This is a genomic window from Bradyrhizobium sp. CCBAU 45389 (assembly GCF_028128625.1).
GTDB classification, from domain to species: Bacteria; Pseudomonadota; Alphaproteobacteria; order Rhizobiales; family Xanthobacteraceae; genus Bradyrhizobium; species Bradyrhizobium liaoningense_B.
Genome location: NZ_LBIY01000093.1, coordinates 76,205 through 93,017, shown reverse-complemented (window position 1 = coordinate 93,017; position 16,813 = coordinate 76,205). Strand labels below are relative to the sequence as shown.

The following is a 16,813-nucleotide window of genomic DNA, read 5'->3' as shown; positions in this document are numbered from 1 at the left end:
CTAGCGCTCCCCGGAAGCCGCCAAATCAGGGGCCATTCTAGGCGTTTCGTGCGCCCCGTCACGCCGGAACAGCACGTAGAGCGCCGGCAGCACCAGCAGCGTCAGCACGGTCGAGGAGATGATGCCGCCGATCACGACGGTTGCGAGCGGCCGCTGCACCTCGGCGCCGGCGCCGGTGGCGAGTGCCATCGGGACGAAGCCGAGCGAGGCGACGAGGGCCGTCATCAGCACCGGGCGCAGGCGCGTCAGCGCGCCCTCGCGCACCGCCTCCGCAATGGGCCGCCCCTCGCTGCGCAGCCGCTCGATGAAGGCGATGATGACGAGGCCGTTGAGCACGGCGACGCCCGACAGCGCAATGAAGCCGACGCCGGCGCTGATCGACAACGGAATCCCGCGCAGCAAGAGCGCGGCGACACCGCCGGTCAGCGCCAGCGGCACGCCGGAGAACACCAGTGCCGCATCGGCCGCCGATCCCATGCCCATGAACAGCAGCAAAAACACCAGCAGCAGCGCCACCGGCACCACGATGGTCAGCCGCTTGGTGGCGGAGACCAGCTGCTCGAACTGCCCGCCCCAGCCGATCCAGTAGCCCGGTGGCAGCTTGACCTTCTCGGCGACGGCGGCCTGCGTCTCGGCGACGAAGGAGCGCAGGTCGCGCCCGCGAACGTTGGCCATCACCACGACGCGGCGCTTGCCGTTCTCGCGGCTGATCTGGTTGGGGCCCGGCGCGATCTCGATCGCCGCGACCGAGGAGAGCGGCACGTAGCGCGGTGTCGTCGCTGGTGCCCCCGGCCAGGCGGTCTTCGTGACGGAAGCGACGTCCTCGCCCGGCGGCAGCGGGATCGGCAGCGACTTGATCGTATCCGGATTGGCCCGCAGGCTTTCCGGCAGCCGCACCACGATGTCGAAGCGCCGGTCGCCCTCGAACAGCTTGCCGACCGGCTTGCCGCCGATCGCGATCTCGACGAGATTCTGCACCTCGCTGAGGCTGAGGCCGTAGCGCGACAGCGCCTGGCGGTCGAGCTTGACGGTGAGGATCGGCAGGCCCGCGATCTGTTCGGTCTTGACGTCGGCGGCGCCCTCGATGCCGCGCACCACGCCGTTGACCTGCTGGGCGATGCCGGCGAGCACGTCGAGATCGTCGCCGAAGATCTTGACGCCGACGTCGCTGCGGATGCCTGCGATGAGCTCGTTGAAGCGCATCTGGATCGGCTGGGTCATGCCATAGGCGGTGCCGGGCAGGGTGTTGGCGGCGCGTTCGATCTCCTCGATCACCTCGCTCTTGGGCTTGGCGGGATCGGGCCATTCCTCGCGCGGCTTCAGCGTGACATAGGTGTCGGCGACGTTCGGCGGCATCGGGTCGTTGGCAATCTCGGCGGTGCCGATCTTGGAGAAGATGGTCGCGACCTCCGGCACCTGCTTCACCGCCTTCTCCAGCCGCAGCTGCATGTCGACGCTCTGGGTCAGGCTTGTGCCGGGAATCCGGATGGTCTCGATGGTGATGTCGCCTTCGTCGAGGCTGGGAATGAACTCGCCACCCATGCGCGTTGCGGCGAAGATGCTGCCGGCGACGATCAGCACGGCGCCGAACGCGACGCTGCCGCGATAGCGGATGGCGCGGTCGAGCAGCGGCACATAGAACCGCTTGGCCGCCCGCATGAACACGTTCTCCGTCTCCGAGACCTTGCCGGTGACGAAGATGGCAACCGCGGCCGGGACGAAGGTGACCGACAGCAGCGCCGCGCCGGCGAGCGCCATCAGCACCGTCAGCGCCATCGGCGTGAACATCTTGCCTTCGGTCCCGGTCAGGGTGAGGACCGGAAGATAGACGACGGCGATGATCAGCGTGCCGAACAGGCTCGGCTTGATCACCTCGCTGGCACCGGCGCGGATGGTCTGCAGGCGTTCATCCAGCGTCAGCAGCCGGCCGCGCCGGTGCTGTTCGGCGGCGAGCAGCCGCAGGCAGTTCTCGACGATGATGACCGCGCCATCGACGATGATGCCGAAATCGATGGCGCCGAGACTCATCAGATTGGCGCTGACCTTGCTCTCGACCATGCCCGTGATCGTGAACAGCATGGAGAGCGGGATGACGCAGGCCGTGATCAGCGCGGCGCGGAAATTGCCAAGGATCAGGAACAGCACCGCGATCACCAGCGCCGCACCCTCAATGAGGTTCTTCTCGACCGTCTGGATGGTGGCTTCCACCAGATGCGTGCGGTCGTAGACGGCGCGCGCGATGACGCCGTCGGGGAGCGATTTCGCGATCTCCGCGAGCCTGGCCTTCACGCGCTGAGCCACGGTTCGGCTGTTTTCGCCGATCAGCAGCATGGCGGTGCCGAGGACGGTCTCACCGCCGTTCGTGGTCGCAGCGCCACTGCGCAGGTCCTGGCCTTCCTGGACGTCGGCAACGTCGCGGATGCGCACCGGCACGCCGCCGCGCGAGCCGATCACGATGTCCCTGATGTCCTCGATATTGGCGACCTGGCCGGGCGCGCGTACGAGATATTGCTCGCCGTTGCGCTCGATATAGCCGGCGCCGACATTGGCATTGTTGGCGGCCAGCGCCGTCATGATGTCGCGGAATCCGAGCTTGTAGGCCATCAGCCGGCCCGGGATCGGCAGTACGTGGAATTGTCGCTCATAGCCGCCGATCGAGTTGACCTCGACCACGCCGGGAATGGTGCGCAGCTGCGGCTTGATGATCCAGTCCTGGATGGTTCGCAGCTCCGTCGGCGTGAACTCGTTGCCGGTTGATGATTTCGCGCCGGCCTTGGCTTCGACCGAGTAGACGTAGATCTCGCCGAGCCCGGTCGAGATCGGCCCCATCGCGACCTCGGTGCCTGCAGGCAGTTGCTCCTTCGCCTGCTGGATGCGCTCGTTGACGAGCTGCCGCGCGAAATAGATGTCGGTGCCGTCCTGGAATACGACCGTGACCTGGCTCAGGCCGTAACGCGAGAGCGAGCGGGTGTAGTCGAGCCTGGGCAGGCCGCCCATCGCGGTCTCGAGCGGGAAGGTGATGCGCTGCTCGGCTTCGAGCGGCGACAGGCCCGGCGCGCGCGTGTTGATCTGGACCTGGACGTTGGTGACGTCAGGCACCGCGTCGATCGGCAGGCGCGTGAAATTCCAGACGCCAAAGGCGCCGGCCGCGAGCGCAAGCAGGACCACCAGCCAGCGCTGGCGGACGGAAAAGGCGATGAGGGCGTCAATCATGGTCGGCGTCTCCCTTGCCCATCTCCGCCTTGACCACAAAACTGTTCTCGGCGACGTAGTGCTCGCCGGTCGAAAGGCCGGCGCGGATCTCGACGAATTTCGGGTCGGAATCGCCAAGCTCCACGGGGCGCGCCTCGATCTTGTCGCCATCCTCGCGGACGAACACGATGGTCCTGTTCTCCAGCGTCTGGATCGCACTTCGCCGCACGGCGACCGCGACATTGCGGGCGGCGAGGATCAGCCGCGCCGTGACGAACAGGCCGGGCCGAAGCCGGCCCTCGGGGTTGGGCAGCACCACGCGCGCGAGCGCGGTCTGCGTCTCGCTCGAGCCGATCGGCGCCATGTAGGAGATCGTGCCCTTGATCTCGCCACGGCCGTCGTCGGGATCGATCAGCACCTCGTCGTTGAGACGGACGCGCTTCAAATCCTGCCGGTAGATCGACAGATCGACCCAGATGGTCGAGAGGTCGGCGACGACGAAAGCCGGCTTCTGCTCGGAGGCGTATTCGCCGAGCGAGATCTGCCGCTCGATGATGGTGCCGGCGAGCGGCGCCTTCAGCTCGTAGACCGTGAGGCTCTGGTTGCTCTCGATCGCGGCGAGCAGGTCATCCTTGGCGACCTTGTCGCCGATGCGCTTCTGGATCGATTTTGCAATGCCGGGAAAGCGGGGCGTGACCTGGACGACCGCCTCCTGGTTGGCGCGCAGGATACCGTTGAAGGAGAGCGTGTCGGTCAGCGTCGCGCTCGCGGCTTCCGCCAGGGTCACGCCGGCGGCGGCCAGCTTGACGTCCGAGATGCGGATGCGGTCGGCGCCGTGCTCGTCCTGCTCGACATGGTCGTTCGGTTTCTTCGGTTCGGAATGCTCGGCATGTTCCGTCGAGGCGACCTTGGCCGGCACGAGCAGGGAATAACCGTAGGCGCCGAGGGCGGCGGAAATGACGGCCACGACGATGGTGGATGATGTCTTCATCGCGCGCTCTCCCGGGCCAGCGCAAAGGGATTGCCGACGAGGCCTTCGATGGTCGCAACGCCGGCATGGAAATTCTGCTGCGCTTCCTGCTCGCGCAGTCGCGCCTGGGTGACGCTCGCCTGCGCATCGAGCACTTCAAGCAGGGTGAAGCGGCCCTGGCCGTAGCCTTGCGAGATCGCCTCGGACGCTTCGACGGCCTTGGGGATGGCGGTCTCGCGCAGCACGGCGAGCTCGCGCAGCGAGCCCTGCAGCGAGTCATAGGCACGGCCGGCAATCACGATCAGCGTGTTGCGGTTGGCCTCGCGCTCGGCTTTGGTCTTGGCGAGGCTCTCCTGCGCCGAGAGGATATTGCCCTGGTTCTGGTCGAACACGGGGATCGGGACCGAGACGGTGAGGCGTACCGCGTCGTCATTGCTTTCGTTGAAGTGACGCCAGCCGGCGGCGATCCGCACGTCCGGATAGGGCTTGAGCCGCGCGATCAGCAGCTCGGCGTTGCGCTGGGCATAGACCGCCGTCCAGCGCACAAGTTGCGGATTGGCGTCGATGGCCGCGACCACCGACTGGAACGTCGGCGGACGCCCCGTGGTGTCGAGCCGGCCGGAGACTTCGCCGAATTTCGCCCCGGGATCGCCCATCAGCACCGCAAGCTCGCGCCTGGCGCTCGCCAGCGTCGCCTTGAGGCGCTCGCGGTCGGCCTTCACGAGGGCCGAGGCGACCTCGGCGCGGCCGGTCTCGGCCGGCGAGGAGGCGCCGGCCTCGACGCGGCGGCGGAGCAGCGGCGTCAGGCGGTCGATCGCGTCGATCTGCTCGTCGAGGATCTGGATCCGCCGCTGCGCGCCGAGCACGCTGAGGAAGGCGATCGCGGTCTCCGACAACACCTCCAGCCTGACCGCCTTGCGCTGGATCGCGGCGACCTCGATGCCGGCCTGTCCGGCGGCGATCCTGGCGTCGCGCTTGCCGAACAGCTCGAAGGCCTGGCTGATCTGGAGCGTCGTCTCGGCCGATCTGGTGCCGCGATAGATGCCGGAGCCGAACGAATTGTCCTGCTCGTACGACAGCTCCGGATTGAGCAGCGCGCCCGCCTGGATGCGCTGACCCGTGGCGATGCCGACATCGCGCTCCGCCGCCGTCAGGCGCGGGCTCGCGGCCAGCGCGCGCGAGAGTGCTGCGCGCATGGTCAGCGTCTGGGCGTGCGAGGTCAGCGCCAGGGGCGGGCTGATGAGAATAGCCAGCGCGCACGCGATGCGCGCGGCCGTTCGTCTGCGAAGCATGAAAAAGACCCGTGAAGGAGAACCGATGGGCGCGCGCAGCGCCCGGCTGATCCGTTCAGGTCAGGTGTTTTGGAGGCGGGGAATCGGTATCGGGCGCGATGCCGGCAAGCGCCGGCTGCCGCTGCTGGACCGGCGGGGCGATCACGTCGGTCGCGGCGTCCGACTGCACCGGCTGTATGACGGCGACCGAAAAGCAGCCGTGGCAGTGATGGCCGGCCAGCGCCTTGTGGTCGCCATGGCCGGCCGCGCCGTCGTCGAGGATCGAGGCGATCTCCGAGCCGCCGGAGGGGCTGGTCACATCGATGTCATGGGCGCCATGGAGTGCGCCCGAGAGCAGATACAGGACCGCGACCACCACAGCCACGAGCCCGCGCCAGTTGTGCGTCGAGCTCAGTCTGAAGGGCTTGCGGTTCGGGGCCACGAATTCACTCTTGCTGTCGGTCCGGCTGGCCTAGCATGGCAGCGGGAACAGTGTCGACCTGCAATAGTGTTACGTGTGGGGAACTCAACGTCGCAGCCGCACGTCTCCGTGCGACTGCGACCGGCTCGCAACATGTGCGAGCTCATTCGGCGGCCTCCCGGACTTGCTCAGATGCGACAACCCCGTCGCCCGCATGCAGCCCAAAACCCTTCACCAGAGCGAAGATGGCGGGGATCACGATCAGCGTCAGCAGCGTCGACGAGATCATGCCGCCGATCATGGGCACGGCGATGCGCTGCATGATCTCCGATCCCGTTCCGCTGCTCCACATGATCGGCAGCAGGCCGGCCATGATCGCAACCACCGTCATCATCTTCGGGCGGACGCGCTCGACCGCGCCTTCCATGATGGCCTCATTGAGATCGGCGCGGGTCAGGACGCGGCCGGCGCGCGCGCAGCGCGCTTCGGTTTCGGCAAGAGCGTGGTTGAGATAGATCAGCATCACCACGCCGGTTTCGGCGGCGACGCCCGCGAGCGCGATGAAGCCGACGGCGACCGCGACCGAGAGGTTGAATCCGAGCCACCACATCAGCCACAGCCCGCCGACGAGCGCGAAGGGCAGGGACAGCATCACGATCACGGTCTCGGTGATCGAGCGGAAGTTGAGATAGAGCAGCAGGAAGATGATCAGCAGCGTCACCGGCACGACGATCTTGAGCCGCGCGGTGGCACGTTCCAGATATTCGTATTGCCCGCTCCAGACCACGTAATAGCCTGGCGGGAACGCGACGCTCGCCTGCACCGCCGCGCGCGCGTCGGCGACATAGCCGCCGAGGTCGCGGTCGCGGATGTCGACATAGATGTAGGTGGCGAGCTGCCCGTTCTCGGTCCGGATCGAGGTCGGCCCGCGCGCCGGCGCGACGCTTGCGACCTCGCCGAGCGGGACGGCACCGCCTGATGGCATCGGCACCAGGATGTCGCTGGCGATCGCCTTCGGATTGTCGCGCAGGTCGCGGGGGTAGCGCATGTTGACGGTGAAGCGCTGGCGGCCCTCGACCGTCGTCGTCACCGCCTGGCCGCCGAGCGCGGTGGCGATCGTGTCCTGCACGTCCTGCACCATGATGCCGTAGCGCGACAGCGCCTCGCGGTCCGGCGCGATCTCGAGATAGTAGCCGCCGAGGCTGCGCTCGGCATAGGCCGAGGACGTGCCCGGCACCGCCTTGAGCACCTGCTCGATCTGCCGGGCGAGCTTGTCGATTCCGACCAGATCGGTGCCGATGACCTTGATGCCCACGGGTGTGCGGATGCCGGTCGAGAGCATGTCGATGCGCGCCTTGATCGGCATGGTCCAGGCGTTGGAGACGCCGGGAAACTGCAGCGCCTTGTCCATCTCGGCGATCAGGCTGTCGATGGTCACGCCGGGGCGCCATTGCTCCTTCGGCTTGAGGTCGACGATGGTCTCGAACATCTCCGACGGCGCCGGATCGGTCGCGGTCGCCGCGCGGCCGGCCTTGCCGTAGACCGAAGCGACTTCCGGAAACGAGCGGATGATCCGGTTCTGGGTCTGCATCAGCTCGGCGGCCTTGGTCACGGAGATGCCTGGAAGGGTCGTCGGCATGTAGAGCAGGGTGCCCTCGTTGAGGTTCGGCATGAACTCGGAGCCGAGCCGGCCGGCCGGCCAGACCGAGGCGGCGAGCACGCCGAGCGCGAGCAGGATCACCGGGATTCTGGCGCGCAGCACGCCTGATATCACCGGCCGGTAGATCCAGATCAGGAAGCGGTTGATCGGGTTCATGTGCTCCGGGATGATTTTGCCGCGGACGAAGATCACCATCAGCGCCGGCACCAGCGTCACCGACAGCAAGGCCGCCGCCGCCATCGCAAACGTCTTGGTGAAGGCGAGCGGGCTGAACAGCCGGCCCTCCTGCGATTCCAGCGTGAAGATCGGCATGAACGATACGGTGATGATCAGGAGGCTGAAGAACAGCGCCGGGCCGACCTCGGCGGCGGCCTCGATCAGGATCGCGACCCTGGATTGGCCGGGCTCGGCGCGCTCGAGATGCTTGTGCGCGTTTTCGATCATGACGATGGCGGCGTCGATCATGGCGCCGATCGCGATCGCGATGCCGCCGAGGCTCATGATGTTGGAGCCGATGCCCAGCAGCTTCATGGCCCCGAAAGCCATGAGGACACCGACGGGGAGCATCAGGATGGCGACCAGCGCGCTGCGGACATGCAGCAGGAACACGATGCAGACCAGTGCCACCACGACGCTCTCCTCGAGCAGCGTGTGCCGGAGCGTGTCGATCGCGGCCTTGATGAGGTTGGAGCGGTCGTAGACCGGGACGATCTCGACCGATTTCGGCAGGCTGGTCGCGATCTCCCTGAACCGCTTCTTGACGTTCTCGATCACGTCGAGCGCGTTCATGCCGAAGCGCTGCAGCACGATGCCGCTCGCCACCTCGCCTTCGCCGTTGAGCTCGGCAATGCCGCGCCGCTCATCCGGCCCAAGCTCGACGCGGGAGACGTCGCGCAGCTTGACCGGCGTTCCGTTGTCGGTCTTCAGCACGATGTTGCCGAGATCGTCGACGCTTTTCAGATAGCCCTTGCCGCGAATGACATATTCGAATTCGGACAGCTCGACGGTGCGGCCGCCGACGTCGGCGTTGCTGGCGCGGATGGCCTCGCGCATCTTCTGCATGGTGATGCCGAGGTCGCGCATGCGCTGCGGATCGAGGATGACGTTGTACTGCCGGACGAAGCCGCCGACGCCGGCAACCTCCGCCACGCCTTCCGCCCTGGCGAGCGCGAACTTCAGATTCCAGTCCTGGATCGTCCGGGTTTCCGCGAGGTTCAGTTCCTTGGACATCACGGCATACTGGTAGACCCAGCCGACACCGGTGGCGTCGGGGCCGATCGTCGGCGTGACCCCGGCCGGCAACCGGGAGGCTGCACCGTTGAGGAATTCGAGCACGCGCGAGCGGGCCCAGTAGATGTCGGTGCCGTCCTCGAAGATGACGTAGACGAAAGAGACGCCGAAGAAGGAGAAGCCGCGCACCACTTTCGACTTCGGCACCGTCAGCATCGCGGTGGTGAGGGGATAGGTGACCTGGTCCTCGATCACCTGGGGCGCCTGCCCCTGGTATTCGGTGTAGACGATGACCTGGGTGTCGGAGAGATCGGGGATGGCATCCAGCGGCAGATGCAGCAGGGCATAAAGGCCGGCAGCGGCGGCAAAGCCGGTGCCGAACAGCACCAGCAGCAGGTTGCGTGCCGACCAGGCGATGATGCGCGCGATCATGGCTTGCCTCCCATCGCGTTGCCGCCTTCGGCGAGCCCCTTGAGGGCCGCCTTGAGGTTGCTCTCGGCGTCGATCAGGAAGTTGGCGGAGGTGACGATGGCGTCGCCCTCGGCAAGGCCGTCGCGGATCTCGACATAACCATCGCCCCGCCGTCCGAGCTTGACTTCGCGCGGCTCGAAGCGGCCCTGTCCCTTGTCGACCAGGACGGCCTGGCGGCTGCCGGTGTCGAGCACCGCGCTTTCGGCGACGCTGAGCACCGGCGTCGGAGTGCCGGTATCGATCTCGGCATCGACATACATGTCGGGAAGCAGCGCGAGGTCGGCGTTGGCGAGCTCGATCCGCAAACGGGCCGTGCGCGTCTCCTTGTTCAGCTGCGGGTAGATGACGCTGATCCGGCCCTTGAAATCCCGGCCGGGATAGCTGCGTGCGCGCACCGTCACGGGCTGGCCGACGGCGATGCCGCCGAGGTCGCGCTCGGCGACGTCGATGGTGGCCCACACCAGCGAGATGTCGGCGATGCGGAACAGGATGTCGCCGGGTTGGGCGCGCATGCCGTCGATGGCGCTCCGCTGGAGCACGATGCCGTCACGCGGCGACGACCATGGGATGGTGATCGGGACCGAATGGCTCTTCTCCATCTCGGTGATGACGGGTTCGGGGACGTCGAGATTGACCAGCCGCTGCCGCGAGCCCCGGCCGTAAGGCTCGATGCCCGCGGTGGTCTTCGAGGTGATGGTCGCGAGGTATTCGGCCGCCGCGGACGACACCGCGGGGCTGTAGATCTCCATCAACGGCTGCCCCTTGCTCACGCGGCTTCCGGTGGTGACGTCGGCAACCTTCTGCACAAAGCTCTCGGCGCGCATGGCGATCACCGAGATCCGCCGTTCGTCGAGCTGGATCGTGCCGGGCGCGCGCACCAGCATCCGCAGCCGGCGCAGTTCGGCAGGCTCCGATTTGACGCCGCTGCGCTGGATCTTGCCGGGCGACAGTTTTACCGAGCCATCGTCGCTGTCGTCGCCGTCATAGACGGGGATGTAGTCCATCCCCATCGAATCCTTCTTCGGCACCGGCGAGGTGTCGGGCAGGCCCATCGGGTTGCGGTAATATTTGATCTTGCGATCGCGCTTGTGCTCGGCCGCGCTCATCGTCGCCGGCTGCTCGGAGGCATCGGACGGCGCCGGCACGGCGACGTAGTCCCGGCCGTCGTCGGTCTTCTTCGGCGTCGGCGAATAGAGCGGCTTGCCGTCCGGGTCCTGGTAATAGAGCGGGGCGGGCGCATCCGCCGCATTGGCGGCGGACAGGATCGGATCGTCGTTCGGCGGCATTAGGCTGCCGGCGAACAGCGCGAGGCCTGCCGCTGCGACAAGCGCAGCGGCAGTGCCGATGAGGCGGCTCGTAGTCATTGCTCGGCCGTGACGACGAGCTTGTTGTCGACCGTGCCGGTTTCGCCCTGAATCTTTGCGCCGAGCGAAAGCTGCCAGCGTCCGGCCATGCCGAAGGTCGCCTTGAAACGGTAGGTGCCGGGCTCGCTGCCCAGCACCGGCGTCACCTTGGTGGCCATCTCCTGCATGCCGTCAGGCGCCATGTCGAGCCGGCTGGCGAACACCACGGCATCGGGCACCGCCTTGCCGGTGGTCTTGTCGACCAGTCGCACCGCCACGACGCGATCGGCGCCGGCCTTGACGGTCGGCTGCACCAGCTGGAATTCGTAGTTCTTGATCTCGGCGCGCGCGGCAGTCGCGAACGCTGCGGTGATGAGCGCGGCCAGAGCGGCGCGCGCGAGGTTGGACGTTGTCATGATTTCAATTCCTCGATGGGTCTGATGGAGCCGCACGCAACGACGTGTTGCGAGACGGCAGGCAGCGATGCGCGCCGGTTCCGGCGCGCATGTTCACCAGGCGCTCGGGGCGCCTGTCAGACGATCGATCGAGGTGGGTGGTCCGGAGGCGGGCGGGCGAGGCCGTCGACGATGGCATCATCGAGCGGCCGAAGCAGAGCGAGGGCGCGCGCATAGCGGGTTGCCGTCATGACGGCGGGCCCCGCCTGCAACACCTTCAACATGCAGATCGCGAGGAGAGGGCAGTCCTGGCACTGCTTGCTGTTCGGCTCGTCGGGGCAGCAGGGCATGTCGGCCGACATGCCTTGCGCATCGGTCATCTGCATGTCGCTCGCCATCGCTGGCCCCGCCGCCGGCGTCACCAGCGGCGCAACCGTCAGCCCCGCGGTCACGAGGACCGCGAGCAGGAGCCTGAGGATGCGACGAGCAATCATGGTGCCACACTCTCACGCGGGGGAGACGCTGGAAAGTCCTCCGGTTCACAAATGCGCGAGCCAGGCGCCCTGTGGTTAACTTGTCTCAAACGGGTCAACCAATGGCTTCCTTGCCAACAAAACGCATGAACGGCGTCCGACCGGCCGGTCCAAACAGCACGATGGTATAAGGCTGGGGGTCCCCACCTTCCATTCCCGGCGACCCTATGGGCATGCCGGGCACAGCGAGCCCCGTAGCCTTCGGGCGTTCGGCCAGCAACCGCTGCACCGCCGACGCCGGGACGTGTCCCTCAATGATGTAGCCGCCCACCTCTGCCGTATGGCACGCCGCTAGATCGAGTGGGACGCCCAGGCGCCTCCGCACGCTCGGGAGGTCAGAAGCATCCTCCGCTTCGACGGTGAACCCTGCGTCGCGCAAGTGTTGTACCCAACCAGAGCAACAGCCGCAGTTCGGATCCTTGTGAACCTTGATCACCGGTTCAGCAGCTAAAGCAGGGCGCGTCACCACTCCGAGTGTTGCGGCAGCGATCAACCCCAGAAGGGATCGTCGCGCAAAACGGTGTGCGTCCTTTTTGGCGCTTCCTGCATGGTCGCTTGGAATCATCAGACGTGTCTCCGTTGCGGTGAATTCGAACGCGAGGGATCGCGGAGCACCATGCTATTGCGCGATCCCACGCCGGACAAAGCGAATATAGGCCGCTCAAAGAACTAGCGGGACTTGGGTCCCCCCTGATAGCGCCCGCCGGATGCGCCGACGGACGGTGGTCGCAGGCTGCGCGCGAGATCCGGCATCATAGGCGAACGCGGAGCTCAGGTCGCGTTGCGAGATACCTGCGCTGGATTGTGTGGCTTGCCTGGCCTCGCTCGGCCAGTAGCTCCTGTCGGAAATGGTAGAGCCCGCATGGGCGCTGGCCGACACGGCCACGAGAAGCGTGAGTGCGAGTAGGCTCTTCGTCAACATAGTTCCGGCTCCATCATTTTTGCGGAAGCGCCTCTGTTGCGCTTCTACTGAGGAGTTCGGAGCCGTCCGTCCGACGGTTACAAGCTCACGCCGACGTGAGATCTGTTACCAGCGCAGCAGCCGCGGCCCCAGTATCGCGCCTGCGAGCGTACACAGCACGATCGTGCCGCCATACCAGAGCGCGACAAAGGGCAGCGAGTCGTCGGTACAGTGAAGTGCATAGGCGATCGCACTGATCCCGCCTGCGACAAGCCCGCTGAAGGCGCCTGTGCGAACCAGACTGGTTGGGGCCGCCCTTCGCACTGCCCAAATAACGACGGCAAAGGGAACGACCGCAATGACCGGGATGGAAACGAGGCATTCGAGCCAGTCATTCCCCATCACCATCTTGTCCCAATGGGAGCTGGGCGCCTGTCCCAGGCTGATGCCGGCAAGCAGCAGGATCGCCAAAAATGGCAGCGCGGCGAGACCTGAGGATACTCTTCGCTCGCCTCCGGGACGTGCCAGCCGCGCCAGATAGACAGATGCCGCGCCCACCGTGCCGATCGCGAACAGGAGTTTCAGGAACAGGAAAATCACGGCGCGAGGTGTGGCCAGGTCCGCGCGGAGGCCGAGCGCAACGAGCGTCACACCTATCGCAACGGCGGTTCCTACCGCGAGCGCAATGCCTACGCCGCGGTTGACCAGCCGGCGGTTGACCGGTTCGACGTTCATGCTGAGTGCAGTGATCAGTTCGTCCGTCTTCATGATTGCGTCCTCTGTGCGATCAGCGCCGCCAACGCCTTCAACCCGCGATGAATGTTGACCTTCACCCCAGACTCCGAAATACGGCAGCGCAGTGCCGCTTCGGCTACGCTCAATCCGTCCAATTTCACGGCCTCGATGGCGCATCGCATCTTTTCGGGCAGGCGCATTAGCAGGCGCCTGACATCAAAGCTGCTCTCTGCGCCGAGGTGATCGTCATTCGCCGTGACTTCGTGCGCTTCATCGATCGGCACGTCGGCGACGGATGCCCGGTTCCGGCGCAAAAAATCGATCAGCTTGTAGCTGCGATCGCATATACCCAGGGCGTTAACGGCTCCTCCGGATCGTAGGTGTGTCGCTGGAGGTGGATCGCCAGCACGGCCTCCTGAACCAGATCCTCGGCTTCCGTTGTACCTCGGCCTATTCTTACGAGCTTGCCCTTGTAATAGGCGCGCAAATGGCGGCTTAACCGCTCCAACAGCACCCGATGCGCAGCCGCATCGCCGTCCTGGCTGGCAAGCATCAGTGCCTTCAGCTCTATTTCTGGAGACGTCATACCCACTTGGCTTTAGTTCGGTCGTATTGCCGACCCGGTTACAGTCAGTTCGAAAGATTCTCATTTTCCGGCTCCAAGGGAAACGGTGCGAAGGGGCCGATCGAGGAGGGCGCAACGCGGGTCGGATGGCTTCGTTCGAAGGGGCTAGAGGCCCAGGCAATTGTGAAACATGCCTAGAAGTCGCCATCGGTGCGGGTTGATGGTAAGATGGCACGCGGAGAGGAGCCTGGAATGCCCGAAGAGTCTTGCTGCTCGCACGACGCGTGCTGCGGGGAAGCCGTTAAACCCCGGGTGGAGGAGGTCGCCACGTCAGGCTGCGCCGACTGCTGCTCGGCAGGCGTTCCGGTCTTCGACGGGCTCGATCCACGATACAAGCGCGTGCTGTGGACCGTCATCGCCATCAATGCGACGATGTTCGTGAGCGAAATGGCGGCGGGCCACTTGGCCGGCTCGCAGGCTCTCAAGGCCGATGCCCTCGACTTCCTCGCCGATACCGTCACCTACGGCCTGAGCCTTTCGGTGATCGGTGCGAGCATCAGGACGCGCGCAACTGCCGCGCTGTTCAAGGGCCTGTCGCTCAGCGCCATGGCCGCCTGGGTGTTCGGGTCGACGGTCTATCAGACCCTCGTCCTGGGGCTGCCCCGCGCAGAGCTGATGGGGGCGATGAGCCTGGCCGCACTGGCGGCTAACTTGACCTCGGTTCTCCTGCTTGCGCGCTACAAGGACGGTGACGCCAACGTCCGATCGGTATGGCTCTGCTCGCGCAATGACGCCATCGGCAACGTCATCGTGATGGTTGCTGCCGTTGGCGTGTTCGGCACCGCGACGGCTTGGCCCGATCTGGCTGTCGCCGCGGTGATGGCAGGAATCTTCCTCACCTCATCGCTGCAAATTCTGCGGCAAGCGTGGGCGGAGTATCGCGGCGGGCAAGCTGCTGCGACGGCCTGAGGCCGGACGGACGAACAGGTGAGCCGCGACGGAATTTAAGCTCAGCGCAAGCTACGCCTTCTCCTCCCAGATCATGGCGAGATGGACGATTGTCTGCACCGCCTTCTCCATGTCCTGCCGGCTGACCCATTCGAGGCGCGAGTGGAAGGCGTGCTCGCCGGCGAAGATGTTGGGGCAGGGCAGGCCCATGAAGGACAGGCGGGAGCCGTCGGTGCCGCCGCGGATGGCGGTGCGCATCGGGCGCAGGCCGGCCCGGCGGATCGCCTCGATGGCGTATTCGAGCACGTGCGGGTGACGGTCGATCACCTGCTTCATGTTGCGGTACTGCTCCCTGACCTCGAAGCTATAGGTCGAGCGCGGATAGTCCTTCATCACGTCCTTGACGATGCCCTCGAGCAGCGCCTCCTTCTCCTTCAGCCCTTCCTCGGTGAAGTCGCGGACGATGAAGGAGAGCGTCGCCTGCTCCAGCGCGCCGTCGATGCCGATCGGATGCAGAAAGCCCTGCTTGCCTGAGGTGGTCTCGGGCGAGCAGCCTTCCTTCGGCAGCCGCTCGACGATGGCGGCCGCGATCTTGATCGCGTGCTCCATCTTGCCCTTGGCGTAGCCGGGATGGGCGCTGACGCCGTTGATGGTGATGGTGGCACCATCAGCCGAGAAGGTCTCGTCCTCGACTGAGCCCGCGCTCTCGCCGTCCATGGTGTAGCCGAAATCGGCACCGAGCTTGTTCAGATCGACATTGTCGACGCCGCGGCCGATCTCCTCGTCCGGCGTGAACAGGATCTTGATGGTGCCGTGCTTCACATCAGGGTTGTTGATGAAGAAATGCGCGGCATCCATGATCTCGGCGACGCCGGCCTTGTTGTCGGCGCCCAGCAGCGTGGTGCCGTCGGTGGTGATGATGTCGTTGCCGATCTGGTTCTTCAGCGCCGGATGCTCGGCGAAGCGGATCACCTGGCTGGTGTCGCCCGGCAGCACGATGTCGCCGCCGCGATAGTTCTTCACCATCTGCGGCTTGACGTCCTTGCCCGTGACGTCGGGCGAGGTGTCCATGTGCGAGCAGAAGCAGATCACCGGCACCTTCTTGGTCGTATTGGCCGGGATGGTGCCGTAGACATAGCCGTAATCGTCGAGATGGGCGTCAGCGACGCCGATGGCCTTCAGCTCGGCGGCGAGCACGCGGCCGAGATCCTTCTGCTTCTCGGTCGAGGGCGAGCGCGGGGATTCCGGATCGGACTGGGTGTCGATGGTGACGTAGCGCAGGAAGCGCTCGGTCACGGTGTGCGTAAAGGTGAGGGAGGACATTTCTGGTCAAACCGCCGGGGCTTTTGGGAGCAGGTTCTTGGGGAAGCAGGCGGTATATCAGAAAAGCAGGCCGCGATGCGGCCGGAACGAGCTCGGATCAGCCTTAATGGAATGTAAGCGCTAGATCGCCTCTTTGAGTTCCTTGACCGGGCGGAACGCGACCTTCTTGCTCGCCTTGATGTGAATGGCTTCGCCGGTGGAGGGATTGCGGCCGGTGCGGGCGGCGCGCTTGCGGACCTGGAGGATGCCGAGCCCCACGATGCGGACCCGGTCACCCTTCTTCAGGTGCTTGGTGATCAGATCGACCATGTCGGTCAGGACGGCCTCGGCGTGCTTCTTGGACAGGTCCTGGCTCTCGGCGATATCGGCGGCGAGGTGCTTGAGCGTGATGGTGGCGGGAGCAACTGCCTTCTTTGCCGAATCCTTTTTTGCCATGTCTGGCCTCCTCAATGACAGGGAAGCCCCGGAAAAGCCGGAAAAGCATGGGGATCCCTTCTTAAGTCCTGGAAGGCGTAGACGATTCGGACGCGGGCTGACTATGCCACGGGTTCCCGACTTCGCGGACAAGGCCGCGAAAGGCGTCGAGAAGTTCGGACTAAGGCTATGAAGGGATTGCCAAAATGGCGCGAGAGACGGGGCTCGAACCCGCGACCTCCGGCGTGACAGGCCGGCGCTCTAACCAACTGAGCTACTCCCGCGTGGCTCGCTGAAAGCGCGCGGAACGAGGGGGGACTTAAAGGCGGGGCTTGGTGAAGTCAAGGACGTTGCGCTTCGCCAGCACATCTCGGCTAAGCATTGCTCTGGAAAACGAAAAAGGCCGCCCGGAGGCGGCCTCTGGTTAGCCCGGAGCAGGGC

The 16,813-nt window shown here is 65.7% G+C and carries 13 protein-coding genes, 1 tRNA gene and 1 pseudogene; 1 reads left to right on the top strand and 14 read right to left on the bottom strand.

Annotation, left to right across the window (positions count from 1 at the left end; genetic code table 11):
- The 11 genes and pseudogenes from ihpC to XH79_RS24220 all read right to left on the bottom strand — a co-directional run bounded on the left by ihpC (position 1) and on the right by XH79_RS24220 (position 13,708).
- Positions 1-3,213: a divalent metal ion exporter subunit IhpC gene (ihpC, locus tag XH79_RS24270; protein ID WP_271583209.1), complete on the bottom strand. Its 3,213-nt coding sequence runs from the start codon at positions 3,211-3,213 to the stop codon at positions 1-3.
- Complete coding sequence (ihpB, locus tag XH79_RS24265; protein WP_271583208.1) at positions 3,206-4,183, bottom strand: divalent metal ion exporter adaptor subunit IhpB; 978 nt, start codon at positions 4,181-4,183, stop codon at positions 3,206-3,208. The genes ihpC and ihpB overlap by 8 nt, the downstream gene beginning before the upstream one ends.
- Complete coding sequence (gene ihpA / locus XH79_RS24260) at positions 4,180-5,454, bottom strand: divalent metal ion exporter subunit IhpA (RefSeq protein WP_271583207.1); 1,275 nt, start codon at positions 5,452-5,454, stop codon at positions 4,180-4,182. The genes ihpB and ihpA overlap by 4 nt, the downstream gene beginning before the upstream one ends.
- Positions 5,455-5,509: 55 nt before the next feature.
- Complete coding sequence (locus tag XH79_RS24255; protein WP_271583206.1) at positions 5,510-5,875, bottom strand: hypothetical protein; 366 nt, start codon at positions 5,873-5,875, stop codon at positions 5,510-5,512.
- Between the two features lie 142 nt (positions 5,876-6,017).
- The gene (locus tag XH79_RS24250) at positions 6,018-9,176 is read right to left on the bottom strand and encodes an efflux RND transporter permease subunit (RefSeq protein WP_271583205.1); all 3,159 of its coding nucleotides are present in this window, start codon (positions 9,174-9,176) and stop codon (positions 6,018-6,020) included.
- Positions 9,173-10,579 carry an efflux RND transporter periplasmic adaptor subunit gene (locus XH79_RS24245; protein ID WP_271583204.1) on the bottom strand — a complete coding sequence of 469 codons (1,407 nt, stop codon included), beginning with the start codon at positions 10,577-10,579 and terminating at the stop codon, positions 9,173-9,175. Before XH79_RS24245 ends, XH79_RS24250 begins: the two co-directional genes overlap by 4 nt.
- Positions 10,576-10,974, bottom strand: coding sequence for a FixH family protein (locus XH79_RS24240; protein ID WP_271583203.1), 399 nt, complete (start codon positions 10,972-10,974; stop codon positions 10,576-10,578). Before XH79_RS24240 ends, XH79_RS24245 begins: the two co-directional genes overlap by 4 nt.
- 116 nt (positions 10,975-11,090) lie before the next feature.
- A complete protein-coding gene (locus tag XH79_RS24235; protein WP_212335974.1) occupies positions 11,091-11,447 on the bottom strand; it encodes a hypothetical protein in 357 nt (118 codons plus the stop codon).
- A 94-nt stretch (positions 11,448-11,541) separates the two neighbouring features.
- Positions 11,542-12,051 (bottom strand): DUF411 domain-containing protein, encoded by a 510-nt coding sequence (locus XH79_RS24230; protein ID WP_245003341.1) that lies wholly within the window; start codon positions 12,049-12,051, stop codon positions 11,542-11,544.
- A 462-nt stretch (positions 12,052-12,513) separates the two neighbouring features.
- A complete protein-coding gene (locus XH79_RS24225) occupies positions 12,514-13,155 on the bottom strand; it encodes an NrsF family protein (protein WP_212335975.1) in 642 nt (213 codons plus the stop codon).
- Positions 13,152-13,708: pseudogene (locus XH79_RS24220) on the bottom strand (sigma-70 family RNA polymerase sigma factor). The gene XH79_RS24225 and the pseudogene XH79_RS24220 overlap by 4 nt, the downstream one beginning before the upstream one ends.
- A gap of 231 nt (positions 13,709-13,939) precedes the next feature.
- On the opposite strand from XH79_RS24220, the gene XH79_RS24215 reads away from it, so the two are divergent.
- The gene (locus XH79_RS24215) at positions 13,940-14,656 is read left to right on the top strand and encodes a cation transporter (protein WP_271583202.1); all 717 of its coding nucleotides are present in this window, start codon (positions 13,940-13,942) and stop codon (positions 14,654-14,656) included.
- A gap of 51 nt (positions 14,657-14,707) precedes the next feature.
- On the opposite strand, the gene pepT is transcribed toward XH79_RS24215, so the two are convergent.
- The 3 genes from pepT to XH79_RS24200 form a co-directional block, all read right to left on the bottom strand.
- Positions 14,708-15,958, bottom strand: coding sequence for a peptidase T (gene pepT / locus XH79_RS24210; protein ID WP_271583201.1), 1,251 nt, complete (start codon positions 15,956-15,958; stop codon positions 14,708-14,710).
- Between the two features lie 120 nt (positions 15,959-16,078).
- Positions 16,079-16,393, bottom strand: a complete 315-nt coding sequence (locus tag XH79_RS24205; protein WP_271583200.1) for an HU family DNA-binding protein — start codon at positions 16,391-16,393, stop codon at positions 16,079-16,081.
- A 186-nt stretch (positions 16,394-16,579) separates the two neighbouring features.
- Positions 16,580-16,656, bottom strand: a tRNA-Asp gene (locus tag XH79_RS24200).
- Between the last annotated feature and the right edge of the window lie 157 nt (positions 16,657-16,813).